Source organism: Kribbella pittospori (assembly GCF_004331465.1).
Taxonomy (GTDB): domain Bacteria; phylum Actinomycetota; class Actinomycetes; order Propionibacteriales; family Kribbellaceae; genus Kribbella; species Kribbella pittospori.
Window position 1 is genome coordinate 1 of the sequence record NZ_SJKB01000015.1, and the last position, 17,558, is coordinate 17,558.

A 17,558-nucleotide genomic window follows, 5' to 3' on the forward strand; every position below is an offset into this window, starting at 1 on the left:
CCGACCAAAACCCCGACCAAGCCACGAGGCGCCCGCCCCGGCAACCGGGACGGGCGCCTCACCCTGCCACTTGACAAGAACTCACTCCATATCAGCTGTTGGGCGGGGCGGTAGCTGACGGATCGGCGGCTACGCAGAATTCGTTGCCCTCGGGGTCGGCGAGGACGAACCAGGTTTGGCCGAACTCTTCGTGTGCTGTCGGAGTCAAGCGAGAGGCTCCCAGCGCTTCCAGGCGGGTCACCTCCGACTCCACGTCGTCGACAAGCAGGTCGAGATGCATTCTGTTCTTGACGGTCTTGGGCTCTTCAACCTGTTGGAGGGTGAGAGCGACATCGTGCCCCTGCAGCGAGACGTACCGGCCTTCAATGACGCCGACCACTGCGAACCCCGCGGCGTCGCGCCAGAACCGCGTCATGCGGTCCAGGTGAGCGCAGTCGAGGGTGAACTCGATCCTCACATCGACATTCTCCACCGGCGAGACGGCTCCGGCGACGACCGAGGCGGGGACATCCGACACCGGCGAGACACCGAAAAGGCGGCCGAGCGTGACGCCTGCGAGCGACGTTCAGTCCAGTGGTGCGGACCAGTCGGCGGCGGGTAGGAGGTCGCGGACGGTCGACGTTCGGTCCCGGCCCAGGACCACCTCGGTGTCGAGGTTCGACGGGTCGATCTGGCGGATGAACTCTCGGCAACGGCCGCACGGCGGTACGACGTGCACCGGGTCTCCGGCCGCGCCCTGCCAGACCGCCACGATCTTGACGATCTTGTACTCACGGGCAGTCACCATCGCGGCGATGGCAGCGTGCTCGGCACAGAATCCCGTCCCGGAGGCGGTGTCGATACACACCCCGACGTACACGTTGCCGGCGTCGGTGACGAGAGCCGACGCCACATCGCCGAAGACTCGATCACCGACCAGGTGAGGATGGAGTACGGCGGCGGCCGCCTCGATCAGGCTGTCGTTGCTTTGAACGATCACGCACGGAACCTAGCGGCCCTGTCCGGCTCGAGGCGATGGGATTTCGCCAGTGGCCCAGGTCAGAGGCACGATCCTCTGTCCTGGGCCGTTCACTTCCGAACGTTCAGGCGGTCTCGGGGGCGGTTGCGTACCGGAACCGTCGTACCTCGTGCGGCCAACCGCACGCCACCGCGATCTTTCCCGCCCACAGCCGCGCAGCCTCCTCGTCCGCCACGTCGACGACGGCGAAGCCGCCGAGGTACTCCTTGGTCTCGACGTACGGACCGTCGGTGAACAACGGGCTGCCGCTCGAGGCGTCGACGCTGAACACCGGGGCCTCGTCGTCCAGGCCGCCGGTGAAGATGAGGACCCCGGCAGCCTTCATCTCTGCCCTCAGCGCGGTGGTCCGCTTGGACGCCTCACGGAAATCGTCGTCCGTGAGATCGGGCACCCATTCGTCGTTGAATGCGATGAGGTACTCCGTCATGTCTCCTCCTTCAGCAGGGCGGCCCCTCCGGCCACTCTCCACCTTCTCCACGAACGGCGGCAGCCCGATCCGACACCGCAGCAGAATCTTCGTCCGCTGTGGTTGGTCAAGGAGCCGACGCGTCCGTAGCATCGCCGGAATGTCGACGTGGACCACGCCTGAGCGCCCCGAGCCGCCGAACAACCCGATCGACGAGCGGGCCGCGCTCGACGACCGCCTCGAGTTCCAGCGCACGACCTTGCTGCTGAAATGCGGCGGGCTCACACCGGAACAACTGGCGCTGCGGTCGGTGCCGCCGTCGACGCTCTCGCTGCTCGGCCTGGTTCGGCACATGTCTGGAGTCGAGGCCTGGTTCCACGCGTACGACGGCCAGCCGGACCACCTGTTCTACTGGGACTATGCGCCCGGCTCGAAGGACGGCTTCGAGAAGGTTGACATCGCGCGCGCCGCCGACGACCTGGCCAGCTATCAAGCGAGCGTCGCCCGCTCGCGTGCAGCCGTGGCCGGGCGCAGTCTCGACGAGGTCATCCCCGACGAGGACTACACGCTGCGGTGGATCTACCTGCATATGATCGAGGAGTACGCCCGCCACAACGGCCACGCGGATCTCCTCCGCGAACGCATCGACGGCGCGACAGGCGAGTAGCCCAGGCTCTCGCTGAAGTACCGCGGGTCAGTTGGGTACCCAGCAGAGGCAGAATGGGTGGCCGGCCGGGTCGGCGTACACCTGAACACCGCGTGCGGCTGTCCGATCGTCGGCAGCCTTCAACAGTCGCGCGCCCAGGCTGATCACCTGCTCATGCGCCGCGTCGTGGGCCTCGAGCCCCTCGGAGTAGAAGTCGAGATGCATCTGCTGTGGCGCACCATCAGGCCAATCCGGCGGCACGTGGTTCGGAGCGGACTGGACACCAAGCGTCCACTCGCCATCAACCCAGATCGCGCGCCACCTGTCGCCCCACTCCTCGACAGTCCCACCCAGGAACGCCGCCCAGAACGCACTCTCCGCATCAATATCCGCAGCGTCGAACACGATCATCCGATGTTTGATCTCCATGCCAGGCAGTCTGGCACCACGCAGTACGTCGCCCACGCGACCAGCGCACCGGACTGTGGCCGGACCCTGCCATCATCTGCGGCATGAGTGACTGGGAGCGGTTAGTTGCCGCGGTGCGGGCAGGTCCTGCTGTTTGCGCCGGACCACAGCTTCGAAGGAGTCACGGAGTTGCCGGGGTGCCCGCCGTACTCGCTCCTCACCATCGACAGCACGCCGGACCTCGCGACGTGGATCGAGGTCTGCGCTGAAGCGTGGAGCGTCCTGGGCTAGGGTCGGCGGGGTGGGTTGGGTTGGGGTTGGGACTTCGCGGTTGGTGGTTTTGCGGGGGAATTCTGGGTCGGGGAAGAGCACAACGGCTCGGGCGGTGCGGGAGCGGGTTGGGCGTGGGGTTGCGTGGATCGAGCAGGATTATCTGCGGCGGATTCTGCTGCGGGAGCATGATCGGCCGGGAGCGCCGAACGTCGGTCTGATCGACCAGACTGCGCGTTATGCGCTGGAGAACGGCTATCACGTGATGCTGGAGGGGATCCTCTACAGCCCGACGTACGGCGACATGCTGCGGCAACTGATCGCGGATCACGTGGGCCGGACTGGTGTGTACTACTTCCAGCTCTCGTTCGAGGAAACCGTCCGGCGCCACGCGACGCGCCCGCTGGCCAAGACCGTCACGCCGGAGCAGATGCGCGACTGGTACCAGCCGTGCGACCTGCTCAACGTCCCCGGCGAGCAGGTGATCGACCCGTCCAGCAGCCTCGACGAGACCACCGGCCGCATCATCACCGACCTCGCCTGGACAACCGGCGGCCGCGCGGCCAACCCACTCGACTGAGCTCAGCGCAGCGCAGGGAACCAGGGGTGGTCTGGAGCGATCCGGTTGCGGAGCCAGTGACGGCGGTCGGCGTCCAGAAGGACCGCGACGTCGGCGAAATCGTCGTTGTCCTTGGGCCGGCCACCGCGTGACTTGAACAGGAGCACGATTTCTGGCGCGAGGTACGGCGTACCGTCCGGCGACATCAGCGTGATCTCGGTGAGCGGCTTGCGGATGGTGCCTCGGCCGCGATGGAAGACCCACTCGTCGGCGTCGGACGCGGCGAGCAGGATTTGGATCGGGCACGGGTTGGCGTCGTCGGGGAAGACGAGCGCGTCGGGGCCGGGGGTGAGTTGTTCGCCGGGCTCCCACGGACGGCGCGTATCCGACTCGGGGTGCTGGACCATCGGACGCGGCTTGGTGAAGGTGGCGGCGACCTGATCGAGATCGCGCGCTAGAACTAGTACATCCACGTCGCTGTGCGGCCGACGTACCCGGCCCGCGAACAGATCCAGCGCCCACCCGCCGGCCACCCAGTACGAACCCGGATAGCCGTCGAAGAGAGCACGAACCGCCCGCAACTGATCAAACGAATCCACAACAGGACTCCTCGCATGAGTTGGTTGCGGTGAGCCCCTAGTGGGTCAGAGCCGCCCGGGGAGATCGGCGAGGCGGCACCGCGCAGATAGACCGCATGTGCACCACCTCCTTCACGCTCTGACTCAGGCGGCAGGCTAGCAGCGCACCGCGCCCACCACCCAGGCAATTACCGGAAGTGGTCCGCGGCTTCCTGGACGGTGCTCCGTCGGGCGGAGTGCTGCTCGCCGTCGATCAGTTCACGGATGATGTCGGCGTGGCCGGCGTGCTGGGCGGTTTCGGCGACCATGCGGATCAGGAGTACGCCGAGGGTGGTGTCCTGGCCGCCCTCGCTCCAGTGCGCCACGTACCCGGGGCTGTCGAGGTCGAGCACGGCGATCGTGGCGTCGGAGTGCGCCCACGCCTGCCGTACTCCAGCCCGGCCAGGTGCTTCACCAACCCCAGCAGGTTGGTCCCGCTCGGAGTCAACGGCCGCCGCCGGTCGTACTCCGACAATCCGTCCAACTTCCCGATCATGATTGCGCGGCCCGCCTGCAGCACGCGCCCCAACTCCCCACACACCGCAGGCTTCCCCACCTCAGACCCACCCGTCACATTCTCCACCACCGCGGCAGTCGAGCTACGGGTTTTGGCGGAGGAAGGCGACGCCGTCGATGGTGGCGGGGGCGGTGGAGGTCGAGATGATTTTGATGGTCCCGGAGCGGTAGGGGGTGATGGGGAGGTAGGTGACCTTGCGGGCTGTAGTGGTGGCGGCCAGGGAGACTGTGCCGATCTTGACGTTGGCGTGGTAGATGTCGACGCGGCCTTGGCCGGGGCCGTGGATGGCGACGAGGGCGATGCGGGCACCGGCCTCGGCGGTCTTGGTCAGGTAGGCGCCGTTCGCCTTCAGGATCGACGTGGTGCCCTGGAACGCGAGCGTGCTGGTGGAGCGGGTGACGGTGCCGGCCGACGTGAGCGCCCGGTCGTCCTGCGGCGCCACCGAGCAGAGCTGTGACGACCACGCGGTCGTGTTGCCCAGGTAGTCCCGCGCCCGGACCATGAAGCACTCTTCCCAGCCGAGCCGCGGCGTGTACGCGATCGACCGGATCTTGGTCTTCTGCCAGGCCGGCGGGTAGATCCAGGCGCCCAGCGCGTTCCCGGGCGATGCGACCTTGTAGACGATGTCGTACGTGTCGACGTCCGTGTCGTCCTTGTAGCCCCAACTGAACACCGTCGACGCGAGCTGCACCCGGTCCCCGATCCGCAGGGTGATCAGGCCGGGCGCCGTACCGTCGACTTCGCTGCAGTACGACGTACTCCACGCACTCAGGTTGCCCGCGTAGTCACGTGCACGGACCTGCCAGCAGGTGTCGGTGCCGAGCGGCGCGGTGGTACTCGCAGCGGTCCCCTTCAGCCCCTGCCAGCCTGCGGGCTGGGTCCAGGCGCCGTATGGCGAGGTGCGGTTGGGACGCTTCTGGGTCCGCAGGTCGTAGGTGGCTACGCCGGACGCGGGAGAGTTCGGGTCGGTGGGGTCGGTGTACGCCCACTCGAACGAGAGGCTCGTGTTGTCGCGGATCCGGTCGCCCGCGGTCGCACTGGTCAGCACCGGCGCAGTGGTGTCGGGCCGCTGCTGCGGATCGGCGGCCAGCCAGGTCAGACTGATCACCCGCGCGCGGTTCTGCGCGTCGGCGTACACGATCTTGGTCGCACCGGAGCCGTCGGTGCTGAGGCTGGCCGGTGCGGTGCGGATCGGTCCGTAGAGCCGCTGGCCGAGGGACTGGTCGTTCAGATCGGTGACCAGCAGGTTCCCGGACGCGGTCTGGACTGTGAACCCGTTGCCGACCTGGGCGTCGGCGGCCACGATCAGGTTGCGCGGGGCCTCCGGGCCGTTCACGTCGACCAGTTGGTTGCAGCCGCTCAGCAGCGCCCAGCGTCCGTTGACGCGGCCCGGACCGACCGTGCACGCGCTGGCGACGAGGATGGTCTTCTCGGTGTTGGCACTCAGGTCCTTGCCGACCAGCTGACCGGGCTCAGTCACCTTCCACACCGTGCTGTCTGCCATCGCGAACGGCGGGGCGTAGTCGGCCACCTTCGCCTTGGTGGCGACGTCGTACACCTCCGCAGTGGCGGCGTTCGGCGTACGGTGTGACACGAGCTTGCCGCCCTTGCCCAGCACGACCTCATCGGTCGCGGGGAACGTGAGTCCGCCGACCTTCGCCGTACCTGCGTCGAAGGTGAGCAGCGAGGAGCCCTCCAGCTGGAGTGGCTTGGTGTCGTTGGAGCCGCCGGTCGCGGTCCAGGTGGTGCCGTTGTTGCTGGTCTCGTAGACCGCGTGGCCCGTGCTGTCCGACACGACCACACGTGACCCCGACAGGCCGACATCAGCCACCGTGCGGCCGGCGACCAGCGTCCCCTCCCCCAGGTGCTCTGGCGGATCGGCGGCCATGACCTGATCGGCAGCCAGCGGAACGAGTACGACGACGCAGGCGGCGGCAGCCACCTTGACCCGCAGATTCAACACAAGACTCCCCCTCGCGGCGCTCCCCAGCACCTCTACACAAGGGGGCACCCTAGCCACCAACCCCCAACCAAGGGAAGTCGCCCCCTACAGCCAAAACCGTGTGACACGTGGCCGGGTGGGAGGAGATGCTGGAACGTTGGTCAACGGAAAGGGACGGATGCAGGCGGGGATTTCGGTTTCGGCGGGGGAACTGCCGGAGGTGTTGCTGCATGTGGCTGTGGTGCGGCCGGTGTTCTTGTGGGGTGCTCCGGGGATCGGGAAGAGCAGTCTGGTACGGGCGTTCGCGGAATCGCTCGGACTGGAGTGTGTGACGCTGCTGGGGACCCAGCTCGCGCCTGAGGACCTGATCGGCGTACCGCAGATCGTGGACGGGCGCAGCCGGTTCGCACCGCCGGTGGCGATCGCGCGGACCGAGCCGTACTGCCTGTTCCTGGACGAGCTGAACGCATCGTCCGCCGAGGTGCAGAAGGCGTTCTACTCGCTGATCCTGGACCGCCGCATCGGCGAGTACGAGCTGCCGGAGGGCTCCGTGGTCATCGGGGCCGGCAACCGAGCCACCGACAACGCTCTGGCCCGGCCGATGGCCAGTGCGCTGATCAACCGCCTGGTGCACGTCCACCTGCGCGCGTCCGCGTCCGACTGGCTGCTCTGGGCCGGTACGGCGGGCATCCACCCGTGGGTGCTCGACTACCTCCGCAACCGCCCGGACCATCTCTGGACCGCGCCGCCGAAGACCGAGGAGCCGTTCTCGACGCCGCGGAGCTGGCACATGCTGTCGGACGCGCTGCACTCGTACGGCGACGACGTGTCCGACGAGACCCTGCGGGTACTTGCCTTCGGCACCCTCACCGCAGCCCACGCGTCCGCGTTCCGCGCCTTCGTGAAGACGGTCCGGAACGCCTTCGGACTCGACGCCGTACTGAAGGGCGAGACCGGCTGGCCGGCCGCACCGGAGGACCGCGACCTCCTCTACTTCCTGGCCGAGACCTTCCGCGCCCGCCTCACCAAGGAGCTGGCCGCCGACAAGGCATCGGCCAGCCCGGCGGCTCGGCAGCTCGCGCACCGCGGCAAGGCGCTGCTGGTCGAGCTCGCCGAGATCTCCCTCGAGGTGGCGCAGCTGGTGATCGCGGCCGACGACGGCGGCCGTCCGGTTCTCCCGACCTGGTTCCTGGTCGAGGTCAGCCGCGACCTGCCGCGGCTGGTAGCCGCACGTGCCTAAGCGGACCACCGGAGCGGTCGGGACGAGTGGGACCTGGCCCTGGGCTGGTTCGTCTCGTCGTACCCGCTGCTCGGAGCGATCGCCTCCAGCATGACGATCGTGGCGGAGGCCGAGCTGGCTCGCGGCTGGGACATCCGGGTGGCAGCGGTGAACGCTGCGGCCGGCGAGATCTACGTCAACCCGCTGATCGCGATGACCCAGAACGAGTGGCGGTTCGTGATGGCGCACGAGATGCTGCACGCGGCACTTCGCCACGGCGACCGCGTCGGCGGCCGTGACCCGTACCTGTGGAACGTGGCAGCCGACCTGGTCATCAACGGCTGGCTGCTGGAGATGGGCGTCGGCACCATGCCGGACGGCGCCCTGCACGACCCGGTGCTGAAGGGCATGTCCGTCGAGACCGTCTACGACCGCATCACCACGGACCTGCGCCGCTACCGCAAGCTGGCGACTCTGCGCGGTGTCGGCCTGGGCGACGTACTCGGACAGCCGCTGCCGCATCCAGGAGAGGCCGCACGAGCAGCCGGACTCGACGACATCTACCGGCGCGCACTGACCACCGGCCTCGCGTACCACGACTCAGCCCGAGGCACTCTGCCTGCCGGACTGGTCGAGGAGATCCGCGCACTGGATCACCCGCCACTCGAGTGGGACGCGCAGCTCGCGCGCTGGTTCGAGGAGCACGTCCCGGCCGTCGCACGCGTCCGCACCTACGCACGCGCCTCCCGCCGCCAGTCCGGTACGCCGGACATCCCACGGCCAGGGTGGATCCGCCCGGTCGAGGTCGAACGGCTCCCGACGTACGGCGTGGTCCTGGACACCTCCGGATCGATGGACCGGGAGCTCCTCGGCAAGGCACTCGGGGCGATCGCGTCGTACTCGCGGGCACGGGATGTCCCTGCGGCTCGGGTCGTGTACTGCGACGCAGCGGCGTACGACGCGGGCTACGTGCCGGTGGACGACATCGCGGGCCGGGTGCAGGTGCGCGGCCGCGGTGGAACGGTGCTGCAGCCCGGGGTCGACCTGCTGGAGCGAGCGGATGACTTCCCGGTGGACGGGCCGATCCTGCTGATCACCGACGGGCAGTGCGATGTGGTCCGGGTACGGCGGGAGCACGCGTGGCTGATCCCGAGTGGTGCCTCACTGCCCTTCACAGCCAGGGGTCCTGTGTTTCGCGTGCAGTGAACACGCTCTGCTGGGGGCGAACACCCGTAGTCGCACGACTCTGCTGAGTGACAGGTTGCTTGGCATGGCATGGGTCGTGAGGGGCGAATTCCGCAAGCTGTGGATCGGGCAGTTGGTGTCGGCGTCGGGCAGTGCGATCACCACTGTGGCGCTGCCGCTGGTGGCTGTCGTCACGCTGCAGGCGTCGGCGCTGCAGATGGGTCTGCTGTCCGCTCTGACCATCGCGCCGCACCTCGTCTTCGGTCTGCCGGCCGGGGTCTGGGTCGACCGGTGGCCGCTGCGCCGCATCCTGATCGTGACGGACCTCGGCCGCGCCGTACTGCTCGGAACCATTCCGTTGGCGGCGGCAACGGATTCGTTGCGCATCGAGCAGCTCTACGTGGTCGCCGTACTGACCGGAGTGCTGACTCTGCTGTCGGACACCGCGTCGCTGACCATGCTGCCGTCGCTGGTGCCGCGTGAGGACCTGATGCGGGCCAACAGCGCCGCTCTGCTCAACCTGAATCTGGCCTCGACCACCGGTCCGTCGGTGGCCGGCTTCCTGGTACAGCTGGTGACTGCGCCGTTCGCGATCCTGGTCGACGCCGTGTCGTACCTCGTCGCCGCTACGGCGTCGTACCTGATCCGCGAGCCGGTACGGGCGTCTGTGGAGCACACCCGAGCGCGGCTGACCACCGGGCTGCGGGCGATCTTCAGTGACCGGATCCTGACGTCTCTGACGTTGTCCGCGACCACAGCTGCCCTGGCGGGCGCGATGCAGGGGCCGCTGGTCGTCCTGTACCTGGTGCGTGAGCTGCACTGGTCGCCCGGGTTCGTCGGCGTCGCTCTGACCGCGTTCGGTGTCGCTGCCGTGGCAGGGACCTTCGGCGCCACCGCCTGGTGCAGCCGGGTCGGCATCGGTCGCGCGTACATCTCCGGCGTACTCCTGGCCTCCCTGAGCGGCGTTGCCCTGGCCACGGGCGTCACTCCGATGATCTACGTCGCTCAGGCGCTGTCCGGGCTCGGTATGTCGCTCTTCGGTGTCCCCCAGCGCACTCTCCGTCAGGCTCTGGCCCCGGCCCACCTGCTCGGTCAGGTCACCGCCACCTGGCGGACGCTCGTGATCGGAGGCCAGGCCGCCGGCGCCGCCACCTCAGGCGTGCTCGCCACCGCGATCGGCATCCGGCCGACCCTCCTGCTGGCCACTGCAGGCATGCTCCTCGGCGTACTGGTCGCGCTCGTCTCCCCGCTGCGGACCTTCCGTTCGCTCCCGGCCACCGACCCGCAGCCGCGATCGATGGCTGAAGACTGATTGCGAAACGTGATGAGTGTGACGGCTGCTACCGCGTGGGGCGGGAGGCGCTTATTGCAACAAGTGGTAATTCATCCATGGGGAATGGAATTGAGAGGACAAGCGCTTACCTGGTGAGCGATACTGGAAAGTGCGCCGTTTTCCGGTCGCGAAAACCCCTTACCGAGCATGATGGGAAGTGCGCCCGTCCAGATGCCGTCCGAGCACCCTGCCCAAGCGCCGTCGATCGCTGCCCCTACCACCCGAGTCCCTGCACGCAGCCGCAACCTCTGGCGGCTCCGGCCCTACCTCCGGCCACACCGCTGGCGCCTGTCGGTGATGTTCACCACCGCCATGCTGGGTGTGGGCGTCAGCCTTACCGTTCCCCTGGTCACCAGGGCCATCATCGATGGCCCGGTCACCCGCCGCGAGCTGGACCTCCTGGTCCCGCTCGCGTTCCTTGCCCTCGGGCTGAGCCTCGCCGAGGTCCTGCTGGTCTGGGCCCGCCGGTGGGCGCAGTCCCGCACCGTCAGCGACCTCGAGGCCACCCTCCGGCACGACCTGTACGTCCGGCTCCAGTCGCTGCCGATGGAGTTCCACACCCGCTGGCAGAGCGGTCAGCTGCTGTCCCGGGTCACCACCGACCTGTCCATCATCCGCCGGTTCATGGGCTTCGGCCTGCTGTTCCTGGTGATGAACATCCTGCAACTGGGAGTCGTCACCATCCTGCTGCTGCGGCTGTACTGGCCGCTCGGCGTGGTGGTCCTGCTGGCCGCGGTGCCGATCATCACGCTGTCGCTGAAGTTCGAGAAGAAGTACCTCAAGATCTCCCGCAAGGTCCAGGACCAGCAGGGTGACCTGGCCACCCGGGTGGAGGAGTCGGCGCTCGGCTTCCGGGTGATCAAGGCCTTCGGCCGGCGCGGGCACGTCCAGCGGCAGTTCGACGACGAGGCGCTCACGCTCTACACCACCGAGGTGGAGAAGGTCCGGCTGGCGTCGCGGTTCTGGAGCTTCCTCGGCGTGATCCCGAACCTGACCCTGGTGATCGTGCTGCTGCTCGGCGCGCTCGCGGTGGGCCGTGAGGCGATCACGCTCGGCACCCTGGTCGCGTTCATCACGCTGATGCTGTCCCTGATCTGGCCGGTCACCTCGCTCGGCGCGATCCTGGCGATGGCCCAGGAGGCGATGACCGCGGCGGACCGGATCAGCGAGATCCTCGACACCTACTCGGTGATCGAGTCAGGTCCGGACGAGCTGGTGAACTCGAAGGGGCACCTGCGCTTCGAGCACGTCGGCTTCCGGTTCTCCGACGACTCCACCGAGATCCTGCACGACATCAACCTCGACCTCACCCCCGGTACGACGCTCGCCCTGGTCGGCGCGACCGGGTCGGGCAAGACCACGCTCACCGCGCTGGTCCCCCGGCTGTACGACGTGACCGCGGGGCGGATCACCATCGACGGGCACGACATCCGTGACCTGTCGCTGGTCTCGCTGCGGACCGCTGTCGCCTCCGCGTTCGACGACCCGACGCTGTTCTCGATGAGCGTCCGGGAGAATCTGACGCTGGGCCGGCCGGACGCCTCCGAGGCAGACGTCCAGCAGGCGCTGCAGGTCGCGCAGGCCGAGTTCGCCAACGAACTGCCATGGGGTCTGGAGACCCGCGTCGGCGAGCAGGGCATGTCACTGTCCGGCGGTCAGCGCCAGCGGCTCGCGCTGGCCCGGGCCGTGCTCGCCAAGCCCGCCGTACTGGTCCTCGACGACACGTTGTCCGCACTCGACGTGCACACCGAGGCCCTGGTCGAGGAGGCACTGCGCAACGTGCTCTCCGAGACCACCGGCATCGTGGTCGCGCACCGCGCGTCGACCGTGATGCTGGCCGACAAGGTGGCCCTGCTCCAGAACGGGACCATCACCCATGTCGGAACCCATCACGATTTGCTCGAGCAGGTCCCGGCGTACCGGAACCTGCTCGCGGCGGAGGAAGAGGAGGTGCACGCATGACCACGACCCAGCAGACACCTCCTCCGGAGGAAACGAAGGACGACAAGTCGCAGCAGGACACCTGGCGGGGTCAGTTCGACGAGGACCCCGACCGGGAGTTGTCGAGGGCAACGACCGTCCGGCTGAAGGAGGACTCCCGCAAGCTGCTCGGTGAGCTGCTCCGGCCGCACGCCAAGCTGATCTGGCTGCTGGTCGTCATCGTGGTGGTCGAGAACGGCGCCCGCCTCGCGGTCCCGTACCTGGTCCACCTCGGCATCGACAACGGCATCCCGCCGATCCTCGCCGGCGAAGGCGCGCAGGAACTGATCACCGTCGTGTCCCTCGTCCTGGTGATGGCGCTGCTCCAGGCGTGGACCCGGCAGCTGTTCCTGATGCGGTCCGGCCGGCTCGGTCAGACCATCCTGCTCGGTCTGCGCAAGCGCGTGTTCGACCACTTCCAGCGGCTCAGCCCGTCGTTCCACGACAAGTTCACCTCTGGCCGGGTGATCTCGCGGTTGACGTCCGACGTGGGCGTGATCGACGAGATGCTGGCCAACGGGTTCGACGGCCTGGTCACGGCAGCATTGACCCTGATCGGTACGTCGATCCTGCTCCTCACGCTCGACCTCAAGCTCGGTCTGCTCGCGCTGCTGTCGTTCCCGGCCCTGATCCTGCTGACGGCCTGGTTCCGGAAGCGGTCGGCGGTCGTGTACCGGCAGACGCGTGAGGCCGTCGTACTCGTCATCGTGCACTTCGTCGAGTCGATGACCGGGATCCGCGCGGTCCAGGCGTTCCGCCGGGAGCCGCGCAACGAGGAGATCTTCCACGGCGTCAACGACCGGTACCGGCAGGCCAACCTGAAGTCGTTCCAGCTGAACGCGATCTTCATGCCGTCGATCAAGGGCGTCGGCAACATCACCATCGTGGCGATCCTGGCGTACGGCGGCTACCAGGCGTACCACGGTCACGTCACGGTCGGCGTACTGACCGCGTTCCTGCTGTACCTGCGGCAGTTCTTCGAGCCGCTGCAGGACATCTCGCAGTTCTACAACACCTTCCTGTCCGCGAGTGCCGCGCTGGAGAAGCTCTCCGGCGTGCTCAACGAGACGCCCGACGTCCCCGAGCCGATCGAGCCGGCCAAGCCCGGGCGCGCGCGGGGTCACCTCGAGTTCCGCAATGTGCGGTTCAACTACGTCGACGACGTACCGGTGCTGCCCGGTCTCGATCTGGACGTGCCGGCCGGTCAGACCCTGGCCATGGTCGGTACGACGGGTGCCGGCAAGACCACGATCGCCAAGCTGGTGGCGCGGTTCTACGACCCGTCCGACGGCCAGGTGCTGCTGGACGGGATCGACCTGCGGGACCTCACCGAGGACGATCTGCGCAAGCGGGTCGTGATGGTGACGCAGGAGAACTTCCTGTTCACCGGCTCGGTGGCCGACAACATCCGGTTCGGCAAGCCTGAGGCCACCATGGAAGAGGTGGTCGAGGCGGCCAAGGTGATCGGCGCGCACGAGTTCATCTCCGCGCTGCCGAACGGGTACGAGACGTCGGTGGAGAAGCGCGGTTCCCGGCTGTCCGCCGGCCAGCGGCAGCTGGTCGCGTTCGCCCGGGCGTTCCTCGCGGACCCCGCCGTCCTGATCCTGGACGAGGCGACCTCGAGCCTGGACATCCCCAGCGAGCGGCTCATCCAGCGCGCACTGCGGACCATCCTGGCCGACCGTACGGCGATCGTGATCGCGCACCGGCTGTCCACGGTGGAAACCGCGGACCGGGTGATCGTGCTCGAACACGGCCGCATCATCGAGGACGGCGCCCCGCGCAACCTCATCACCACCGGAGGCAGCTACGCCGGCCTCCACCAAGCCTGGGAAGACTCCCTGGCCTAGCCCCTCCCCGAACTGCCCTCGGTCTGCCCAACAGACCGAGGGCAGTTTCGTTTCTAGGGGTAGCCTCCGGGGGTGATGAGGTGGTTGGAGGACGGGTCTCCTGAGGCAGTTGGCGCCGCGTTGAAGGAGGTTGCGCCTGGGTTGGGGGATTGCCCGGTCGTGGTTCGGGAGGCGTTGGGTGAGGGGGATCCGCTGTGGTGGGCGGGGAGTGCGGTTGTTGGTGGGCGGTTCGTGGCGAAGTTCGCGTGGTCGCGGCAGGCCGGACTTCGGCTGGCGCATGAGATCGGCGTACTGGAGGCCTTGGCGCGTGAGCCGGGCATTCCGTTCCTGCCGAACGTAGTTGCTAGCAGCACCGATCCACTGCTCCTGGTGACCGAGCTGGTGCCGGGCAAGTCGCTGTTCGAGGTCGTGGACTCGCTGGACCGGGACGACGTGGGCCGGCAGCTCGCGCAGTTCCTGGCTGCCTTGAACCAGTCAGCGACCCGTGTCGAAGCCGTTCTCGGTGAGCTTCCTCCCGCGATCCTCCAACCAGCCACAACCGACGACCTGCGCGACCGGTTCCCGAAATGGGCTCGCCCGGATCAGCGTCCGGCTGTCCTGCGGTGGTGCGACTGGGCGGACGACGTACTGGCGACGCCGGGCCAGAACGTGCTGGTCCACGGCGATCTGCATGGCGGCAATCAGGTCTGGGACGGCGACCACCTCCGCGCGGTCGTCGACTTCGAGACCGCCGGCCTGGCCGAGGCGGAGTACGACCTGCGCGCCTTCCCCGGAACAGGTCCGGGCGTCGAACTGCTGACCGCAACCCTCCACCACTACAACCAGCTCACCGGCCACGAACTGTCAGCCGAGCACGTGATGGCCTGGCACCTACGCACTGCCCTAGGCGACGCACTCTGGCGTAGCGAAGCGGGCGTCGCGCTGCCGGATCATCGAACACCGCACGCCTGGGTCGACGACCTCGCCCAGCGATTCACCGCACTGGGCATCAACCCGACCTAGGCCTCCACCAGTTGGACACGGCAAGCGGTCGCGAAGTCCGACAGGTCAGACCGCATCCGCGCCGACCGCCCAGTGTCTAGCGATTCGTTCTGTCGGAGCAGGTCGGTAGCGTGACGGACATGCTCACGACCCTGGCGGTGGAAAACTACCGGTCACTGCGCCGCGTGGTGATGCCGTTGCGTGGGCTCAACGTCGTGACCGGCGCGAACGGGACCGGCAAATCGAGTCTCTACCGAGCGCTTCGCCTGCTCGCCGATGCCTCGCGCAATGGAGCCGTCGCCGCATTGGCTCGGGAGGGCGGTCTTCAGTCGACGCTGTGGGCTGGGCCGGAGCACGTGCGCAAGAATCGGCCGGTGCAGGGCACTGTGCGGACCGGGCCGGTGAACCTGCGCCTGGGATTCGCGGGCGACGACTACGGCTATCTGATGGATCTCGGCCTGCCGGTGCCACATGGTTCCGTGTTCGATCTCGATCCGGAGATCAAACGGGAAGCCCTGTGGGCGGGGCCGTTCCTGCGGCCGGCATCGCTGCTGGTTGAGCGCGTCAACCGCGAGGTACGCATCCGCGCCGGCTCGGGCGAGTGGTTGCGCGGTGGTCACCAGCTTCAGACCTTCGACAGCATGCTCAGCGAGTTCGCCGATCCGGAACGCGCGCCGGAGCTGCTGACCGTGCGGGAGCGGCTGCGATCCTGGCGCTTCTACGATCACTTCCGCACCGACGCTGACGCGCCCGCCCGTCGTGTGCAGATCGGCACGCGTACGCCGGTGCTCGATCCGGACGGCGCCGACGTCGCGGCCGCGTTGCAGACGATCCGGGAGATCGGCATCAAGGGTGCACTCGATGAGGCGATCGAGCTGGCGTTCCCGGGCAGCACCCTGGCGATCGTCAACGCTGGTGGGCGGTTCGAGATCTCGTTCCGCCAGCACGGGTTGCTGCGGCCGTTGTCCGGGGCCGAGCTGTCCGACGGGACGCTGCGGTACTTGCTGTGGGTCGCTGCGTTGCTGACCCCGCGACCGCCAGAGCTCCTAGTGCTCAACGAGCCCGAGACGAGCCTGCATCCGGACCTCCTGCCGGCCTTGGCGAATCTCGTCGTCACCGCCGCGAAGGAAGCGCAAGTCATCGTCGTGACGCACTCCCGGCCGTTTCTCGCCGCACTGGATGCGCTCGACGACCTGCACACGATCGAACTCGTCAAAGACCACGGCGCCACCACGATCGCCGGCCAAGGTCCTCTCGACGAACCCGCATGGAAGTGGCCGACCCGCTAGGCGGCCGATGGGAGGTCTATGACTCGAGCGGTGGCGGTAGCAGTGGCGACGATCTGGTTGTCGGCGCCATGGAGCGTTCCTTCAAGCGTGGCGTGGTCGTCGACGCGGGTGACGACCCGGCCATGCCCAACCAGCCTGCCCATGCGGGCCGGACGAACGAAGGTGGTGTTGAGGTCGAGGGTCTCGATGAACCGGCCGGGCGGGAGCGTGGCCAGCAGCGCCGGGCCGACGGTGTCGTAGAGCATCGCGGCGAGGAAGGCGCCGAGGACCTCGCCGAACGGATTCGTGAACGCCTCGACCCCGGCGAACGCGACGGAGATCGTGCCCTGGTCCGGATCGGCCTCGATCAGCTCGAACCCGAGCGTGCGCGCCGCCTGCGGTATCGGCGCCCGCCCTTCCACGCCGTCCCAGAACACTCCGGTGCGCGTCATCCTTGCCTCCTCTGATCGACTCTCGCCAATAGCGAATCATAGATTCACTATTCATGCTAGGTTCTTCGTGTGCCACAGGTGCTGAAGGACGACGTCCGGTCCCGGATCCGCGTCGCCGCACTCCGGGCGTTCGCCGTCCACGGGTACGCCGGCGCGACGATGGCCGGTGTCGCGGCCGAGGCCGGGATGGCACCGGCGAACCTGTACCGCTACTACCGCAACAAACAGGAGTTGTACGACGCCGTCGTACCGGACGAGGTCGTCAACGCGCTGGAGGAGGTCGTCGGCCGCCGGGTCGAGGACTTCGCCGCGCTGGTGAAACGCGACGGCACGACCACGGATGTCGCCGACGAGATGATGCAGTTCTGGTTGCAGTACCGGCTCGAGTCTGTCGTGATCCTCTCCGGTGCGGCCGGGACACGGCACGCGGACGTCGTTGCGCGCATCAACAGCCTGTCCGTGGACGCGCTCGTCAACGCGCTGCCGGCCGACGCGGTTGCCCCGGGCGACCTCGACCTGTTCGAATCCATCTGGACGAACACCTCGAGAACCATCGCCCGGATCCTGCTCCACAACGAGACCGAGGCGGACCTCCGCGCCACGATCACCAGCTTCTGGCGCTACCAGGTCGCCGGCCTGACCGCCCTCCTCCGCCACCTCGCCCAGCGCTAGGTCGTCAGGAACGGGTGCGGCGCGAGGCCGCACCCGTCCAAGTCACCAGTCCTTGTTGGTGGCTTTGAGCTCGCGGTCGCGCATGATGGCCTCCTCGGTTGATGTGACAGGTTGAGATCCGAGCCTGGCAGCGGGCACCTTCACTCTGCTTTCACGGCCGGCCCGGCCGGCGGTACCAGCGATCTTCACGGCAGGGCCCGGCCGGCGGTGACAGCGATCTGAAAGTGGCGCGGCC

General features: G+C 68.0%; 17 protein-coding genes and 1 pseudogene. 10 read left to right on the plus strand and 8 right to left on the minus strand.

The window, feature by feature from the left end:
* Positions 1-91 precede the first annotated feature (91 nt).
* The 3 genes from E0H73_RS35370 to E0H73_RS35380 form a co-directional block, all read right to left on the minus strand.
* A complete protein-coding gene (locus E0H73_RS35370) occupies positions 92-457 on the minus strand; it encodes a VOC family protein (protein WP_238164480.1) in 366 nt (121 codons plus the stop codon).
* 108 nt (positions 458-565) lie between these two features.
* Positions 566-979, minus strand: a complete 414-nt coding sequence (locus E0H73_RS35375) for a cytidine deaminase family protein (protein ID WP_202867715.1) — start codon at positions 977-979, stop codon at positions 566-568.
* A 103-nt stretch (positions 980-1,082) separates the two neighbouring features.
* Entirely contained in the window at positions 1,083-1,445 is a 363-nt protein-coding gene (locus E0H73_RS35380) for a YciI family protein (RefSeq protein ID WP_131363879.1), read from the minus strand.
* A gap of 139 nt (positions 1,446-1,584) precedes the next feature.
* Between E0H73_RS35380 and E0H73_RS35385 the strand changes: the two genes are divergently transcribed.
* Positions 1,585-2,091 carry a DinB family protein gene (locus E0H73_RS35385; RefSeq protein ID WP_131363881.1) on the plus strand — a complete coding sequence of 169 codons (507 nt, stop codon included), beginning with the start codon at positions 1,585-1,587 and terminating at the stop codon, positions 2,089-2,091.
* Positions 2,092-2,118: 27 nt separating this feature from the next.
* On the opposite strand, the gene E0H73_RS35390 is transcribed toward E0H73_RS35385, so the two are convergent.
* The gene (locus E0H73_RS35390; protein ID WP_131363883.1) at positions 2,119-2,499 is read right to left on the minus strand and encodes a VOC family protein; all 381 of its coding nucleotides are present in this window, start codon (positions 2,497-2,499) and stop codon (positions 2,119-2,121) included.
* A gap of 364 nt (positions 2,500-2,863) precedes the next feature.
* On the opposite strand from E0H73_RS35390, the gene E0H73_RS35395 reads away from it, so the two are divergent.
* Complete coding sequence (locus tag E0H73_RS35395; RefSeq protein ID WP_238164481.1) at positions 2,864-3,328, plus strand: P-loop NTPase family protein; 465 nt, start codon at positions 2,864-2,866, stop codon at positions 3,326-3,328.
* Between the two features lie 2 nt (positions 3,329-3,330).
* Here the strand turns inward: E0H73_RS35395 and E0H73_RS35400 are convergent, their stop codons facing one another.
* From E0H73_RS35400 to E0H73_RS35410, 3 genes and pseudogenes are all read right to left on the minus strand, one after another.
* The gene (locus E0H73_RS35400) at positions 3,331-3,906 is read right to left on the minus strand and encodes a nucleotidyltransferase domain-containing protein (protein WP_131363887.1); all 576 of its coding nucleotides are present in this window, start codon (positions 3,904-3,906) and stop codon (positions 3,331-3,333) included.
* A gap of 167 nt (positions 3,907-4,073) precedes the next feature.
* A pseudogene (locus tag E0H73_RS48465) lies at positions 4,074-4,420 on the minus strand (mycothiol transferase).
* Between the two features lie 103 nt (positions 4,421-4,523).
* The gene (locus E0H73_RS35410; RefSeq protein WP_238164482.1) at positions 4,524-6,401 is read right to left on the minus strand and encodes a hypothetical protein; all 1,878 of its coding nucleotides are present in this window, start codon (positions 6,399-6,401) and stop codon (positions 4,524-4,526) included.
* Positions 6,402-6,561: 160 nt separating this feature from the next.
* Between E0H73_RS35410 and E0H73_RS35415 the strand changes: the two genes are divergently transcribed.
* From E0H73_RS35415 to E0H73_RS35445, 7 genes are all read left to right on the plus strand, one after another.
* Entirely contained in the window at positions 6,562-7,623 is a 1,062-nt protein-coding gene (locus E0H73_RS35415) for an AAA family ATPase (protein ID WP_131363891.1), read from the plus strand.
* Between the two features lie 39 nt (positions 7,624-7,662).
* Positions 7,663-8,808, plus strand: coding sequence for a vWA domain-containing protein (locus E0H73_RS35420; protein WP_272949178.1), 1,146 nt, complete (start codon positions 7,663-7,665; stop codon positions 8,806-8,808).
* A gap of 64 nt (positions 8,809-8,872) precedes the next feature.
* Positions 8,873-10,099 (plus strand): MFS transporter, encoded by a 1,227-nt coding sequence (locus tag E0H73_RS35425; protein ID WP_131363893.1) that lies wholly within the window; start codon positions 8,873-8,875, stop codon positions 10,097-10,099.
* A gap of 318 nt (positions 10,100-10,417) precedes the next feature.
* A complete protein-coding gene (locus tag E0H73_RS35430; protein ID WP_238164484.1) occupies positions 10,418-12,082 on the plus strand; it encodes an ABC transporter ATP-binding protein in 1,665 nt (554 codons plus the stop codon).
* A complete protein-coding gene (locus tag E0H73_RS35435) occupies positions 12,079-13,950 on the plus strand; it encodes an ABC transporter ATP-binding protein (RefSeq protein ID WP_131363895.1) in 1,872 nt (623 codons plus the stop codon). Before E0H73_RS35430 ends, E0H73_RS35435 begins: the two co-directional genes overlap by 4 nt.
* A gap of 75 nt (positions 13,951-14,025) precedes the next feature.
* Positions 14,026-14,952, plus strand: a complete 927-nt coding sequence (locus tag E0H73_RS35440) for a phosphotransferase family protein (RefSeq protein WP_131364177.1) — start codon at positions 14,026-14,028, stop codon at positions 14,950-14,952.
* 119 nt (positions 14,953-15,071) lie between these two features.
* Entirely contained in the window at positions 15,072-16,220 is a 1,149-nt protein-coding gene (locus E0H73_RS35445) for an AAA family ATPase (RefSeq protein ID WP_131363897.1), read from the plus strand.
* Here E0H73_RS35445 and E0H73_RS35450 read toward each other — a convergent pair.
* Positions 16,217-16,651, minus strand: a complete 435-nt coding sequence (locus E0H73_RS35450) for a PaaI family thioesterase (RefSeq protein WP_131363899.1) — start codon at positions 16,649-16,651, stop codon at positions 16,217-16,219. The genes E0H73_RS35445 and E0H73_RS35450 overlap by 4 nt on opposite strands.
* A 69-nt stretch (positions 16,652-16,720) precedes the next feature.
* Between E0H73_RS35450 and E0H73_RS35455 the strand changes: the two genes are divergently transcribed.
* Positions 16,721-17,323: a TetR/AcrR family transcriptional regulator gene (locus tag E0H73_RS35455; RefSeq protein WP_131363901.1), complete on the plus strand. Its 603-nt coding sequence runs from the start codon at positions 16,721-16,723 to the stop codon at positions 17,321-17,323.
* Positions 17,324-17,558 lie beyond the last annotated feature (235 nt).

Bases quoted from the DNA above. Each gene is read 5' to 3' on its own strand.
- E0H73_RS35450 (WP_131363899.1), bottom strand. From the start codon at position 16,651: ATGACGCGCACCGGAGTGTTCTGGGACGGCGTGGAAGGGCGGGCGCCG.
- E0H73_RS35440 (WP_131364177.1), top strand. From the start codon at position 14,026: ATGAGGTGGTTGGAGGACGGGTCTCCTGAGGCAGTTGGCGCCGCGTTG.
- E0H73_RS35430 (WP_238164484.1), top strand. From the start codon at position 10,418: ATGTTCACCACCGCCATGCTGGGTGTGGGCGTCAGCCTTACCGTTCCC.
- E0H73_RS35445 (WP_131363897.1), top strand. From the start codon at position 15,072: ATGCTCACGACCCTGGCGGTGGAAAACTACCGGTCACTGCGCCGCGTG.
- E0H73_RS35385 (WP_131363881.1), top strand. From the start codon at position 1,585: ATGTCGACGTGGACCACGCCTGAGCGCCCCGAGCCGCCGAACAACCCG.
- E0H73_RS35415 (WP_131363891.1), top strand. From the start codon at position 6,562: ATGCAGGCGGGGATTTCGGTTTCGGCGGGGGAACTGCCGGAGGTGTTG.
- E0H73_RS35435 (WP_131363895.1), top strand. From the start codon at position 12,079: ATGACCACGACCCAGCAGACACCTCCTCCGGAGGAAACGAAGGACGAC.
- E0H73_RS35425 (WP_131363893.1), top strand. From the start codon at position 8,873: ATGGCATGGGTCGTGAGGGGCGAATTCCGCAAGCTGTGGATCGGGCAG.
- E0H73_RS35390 (WP_131363883.1), bottom strand. From the start codon at position 2,499: ATGGAGATCAAACATCGGATGATCGTGTTCGACGCTGCGGATATTGAT.
- E0H73_RS35380 (WP_131363879.1), bottom strand. From the start codon at position 1,445: ATGACGGAGTACCTCATCGCATTCAACGACGAATGGGTGCCCGATCTC.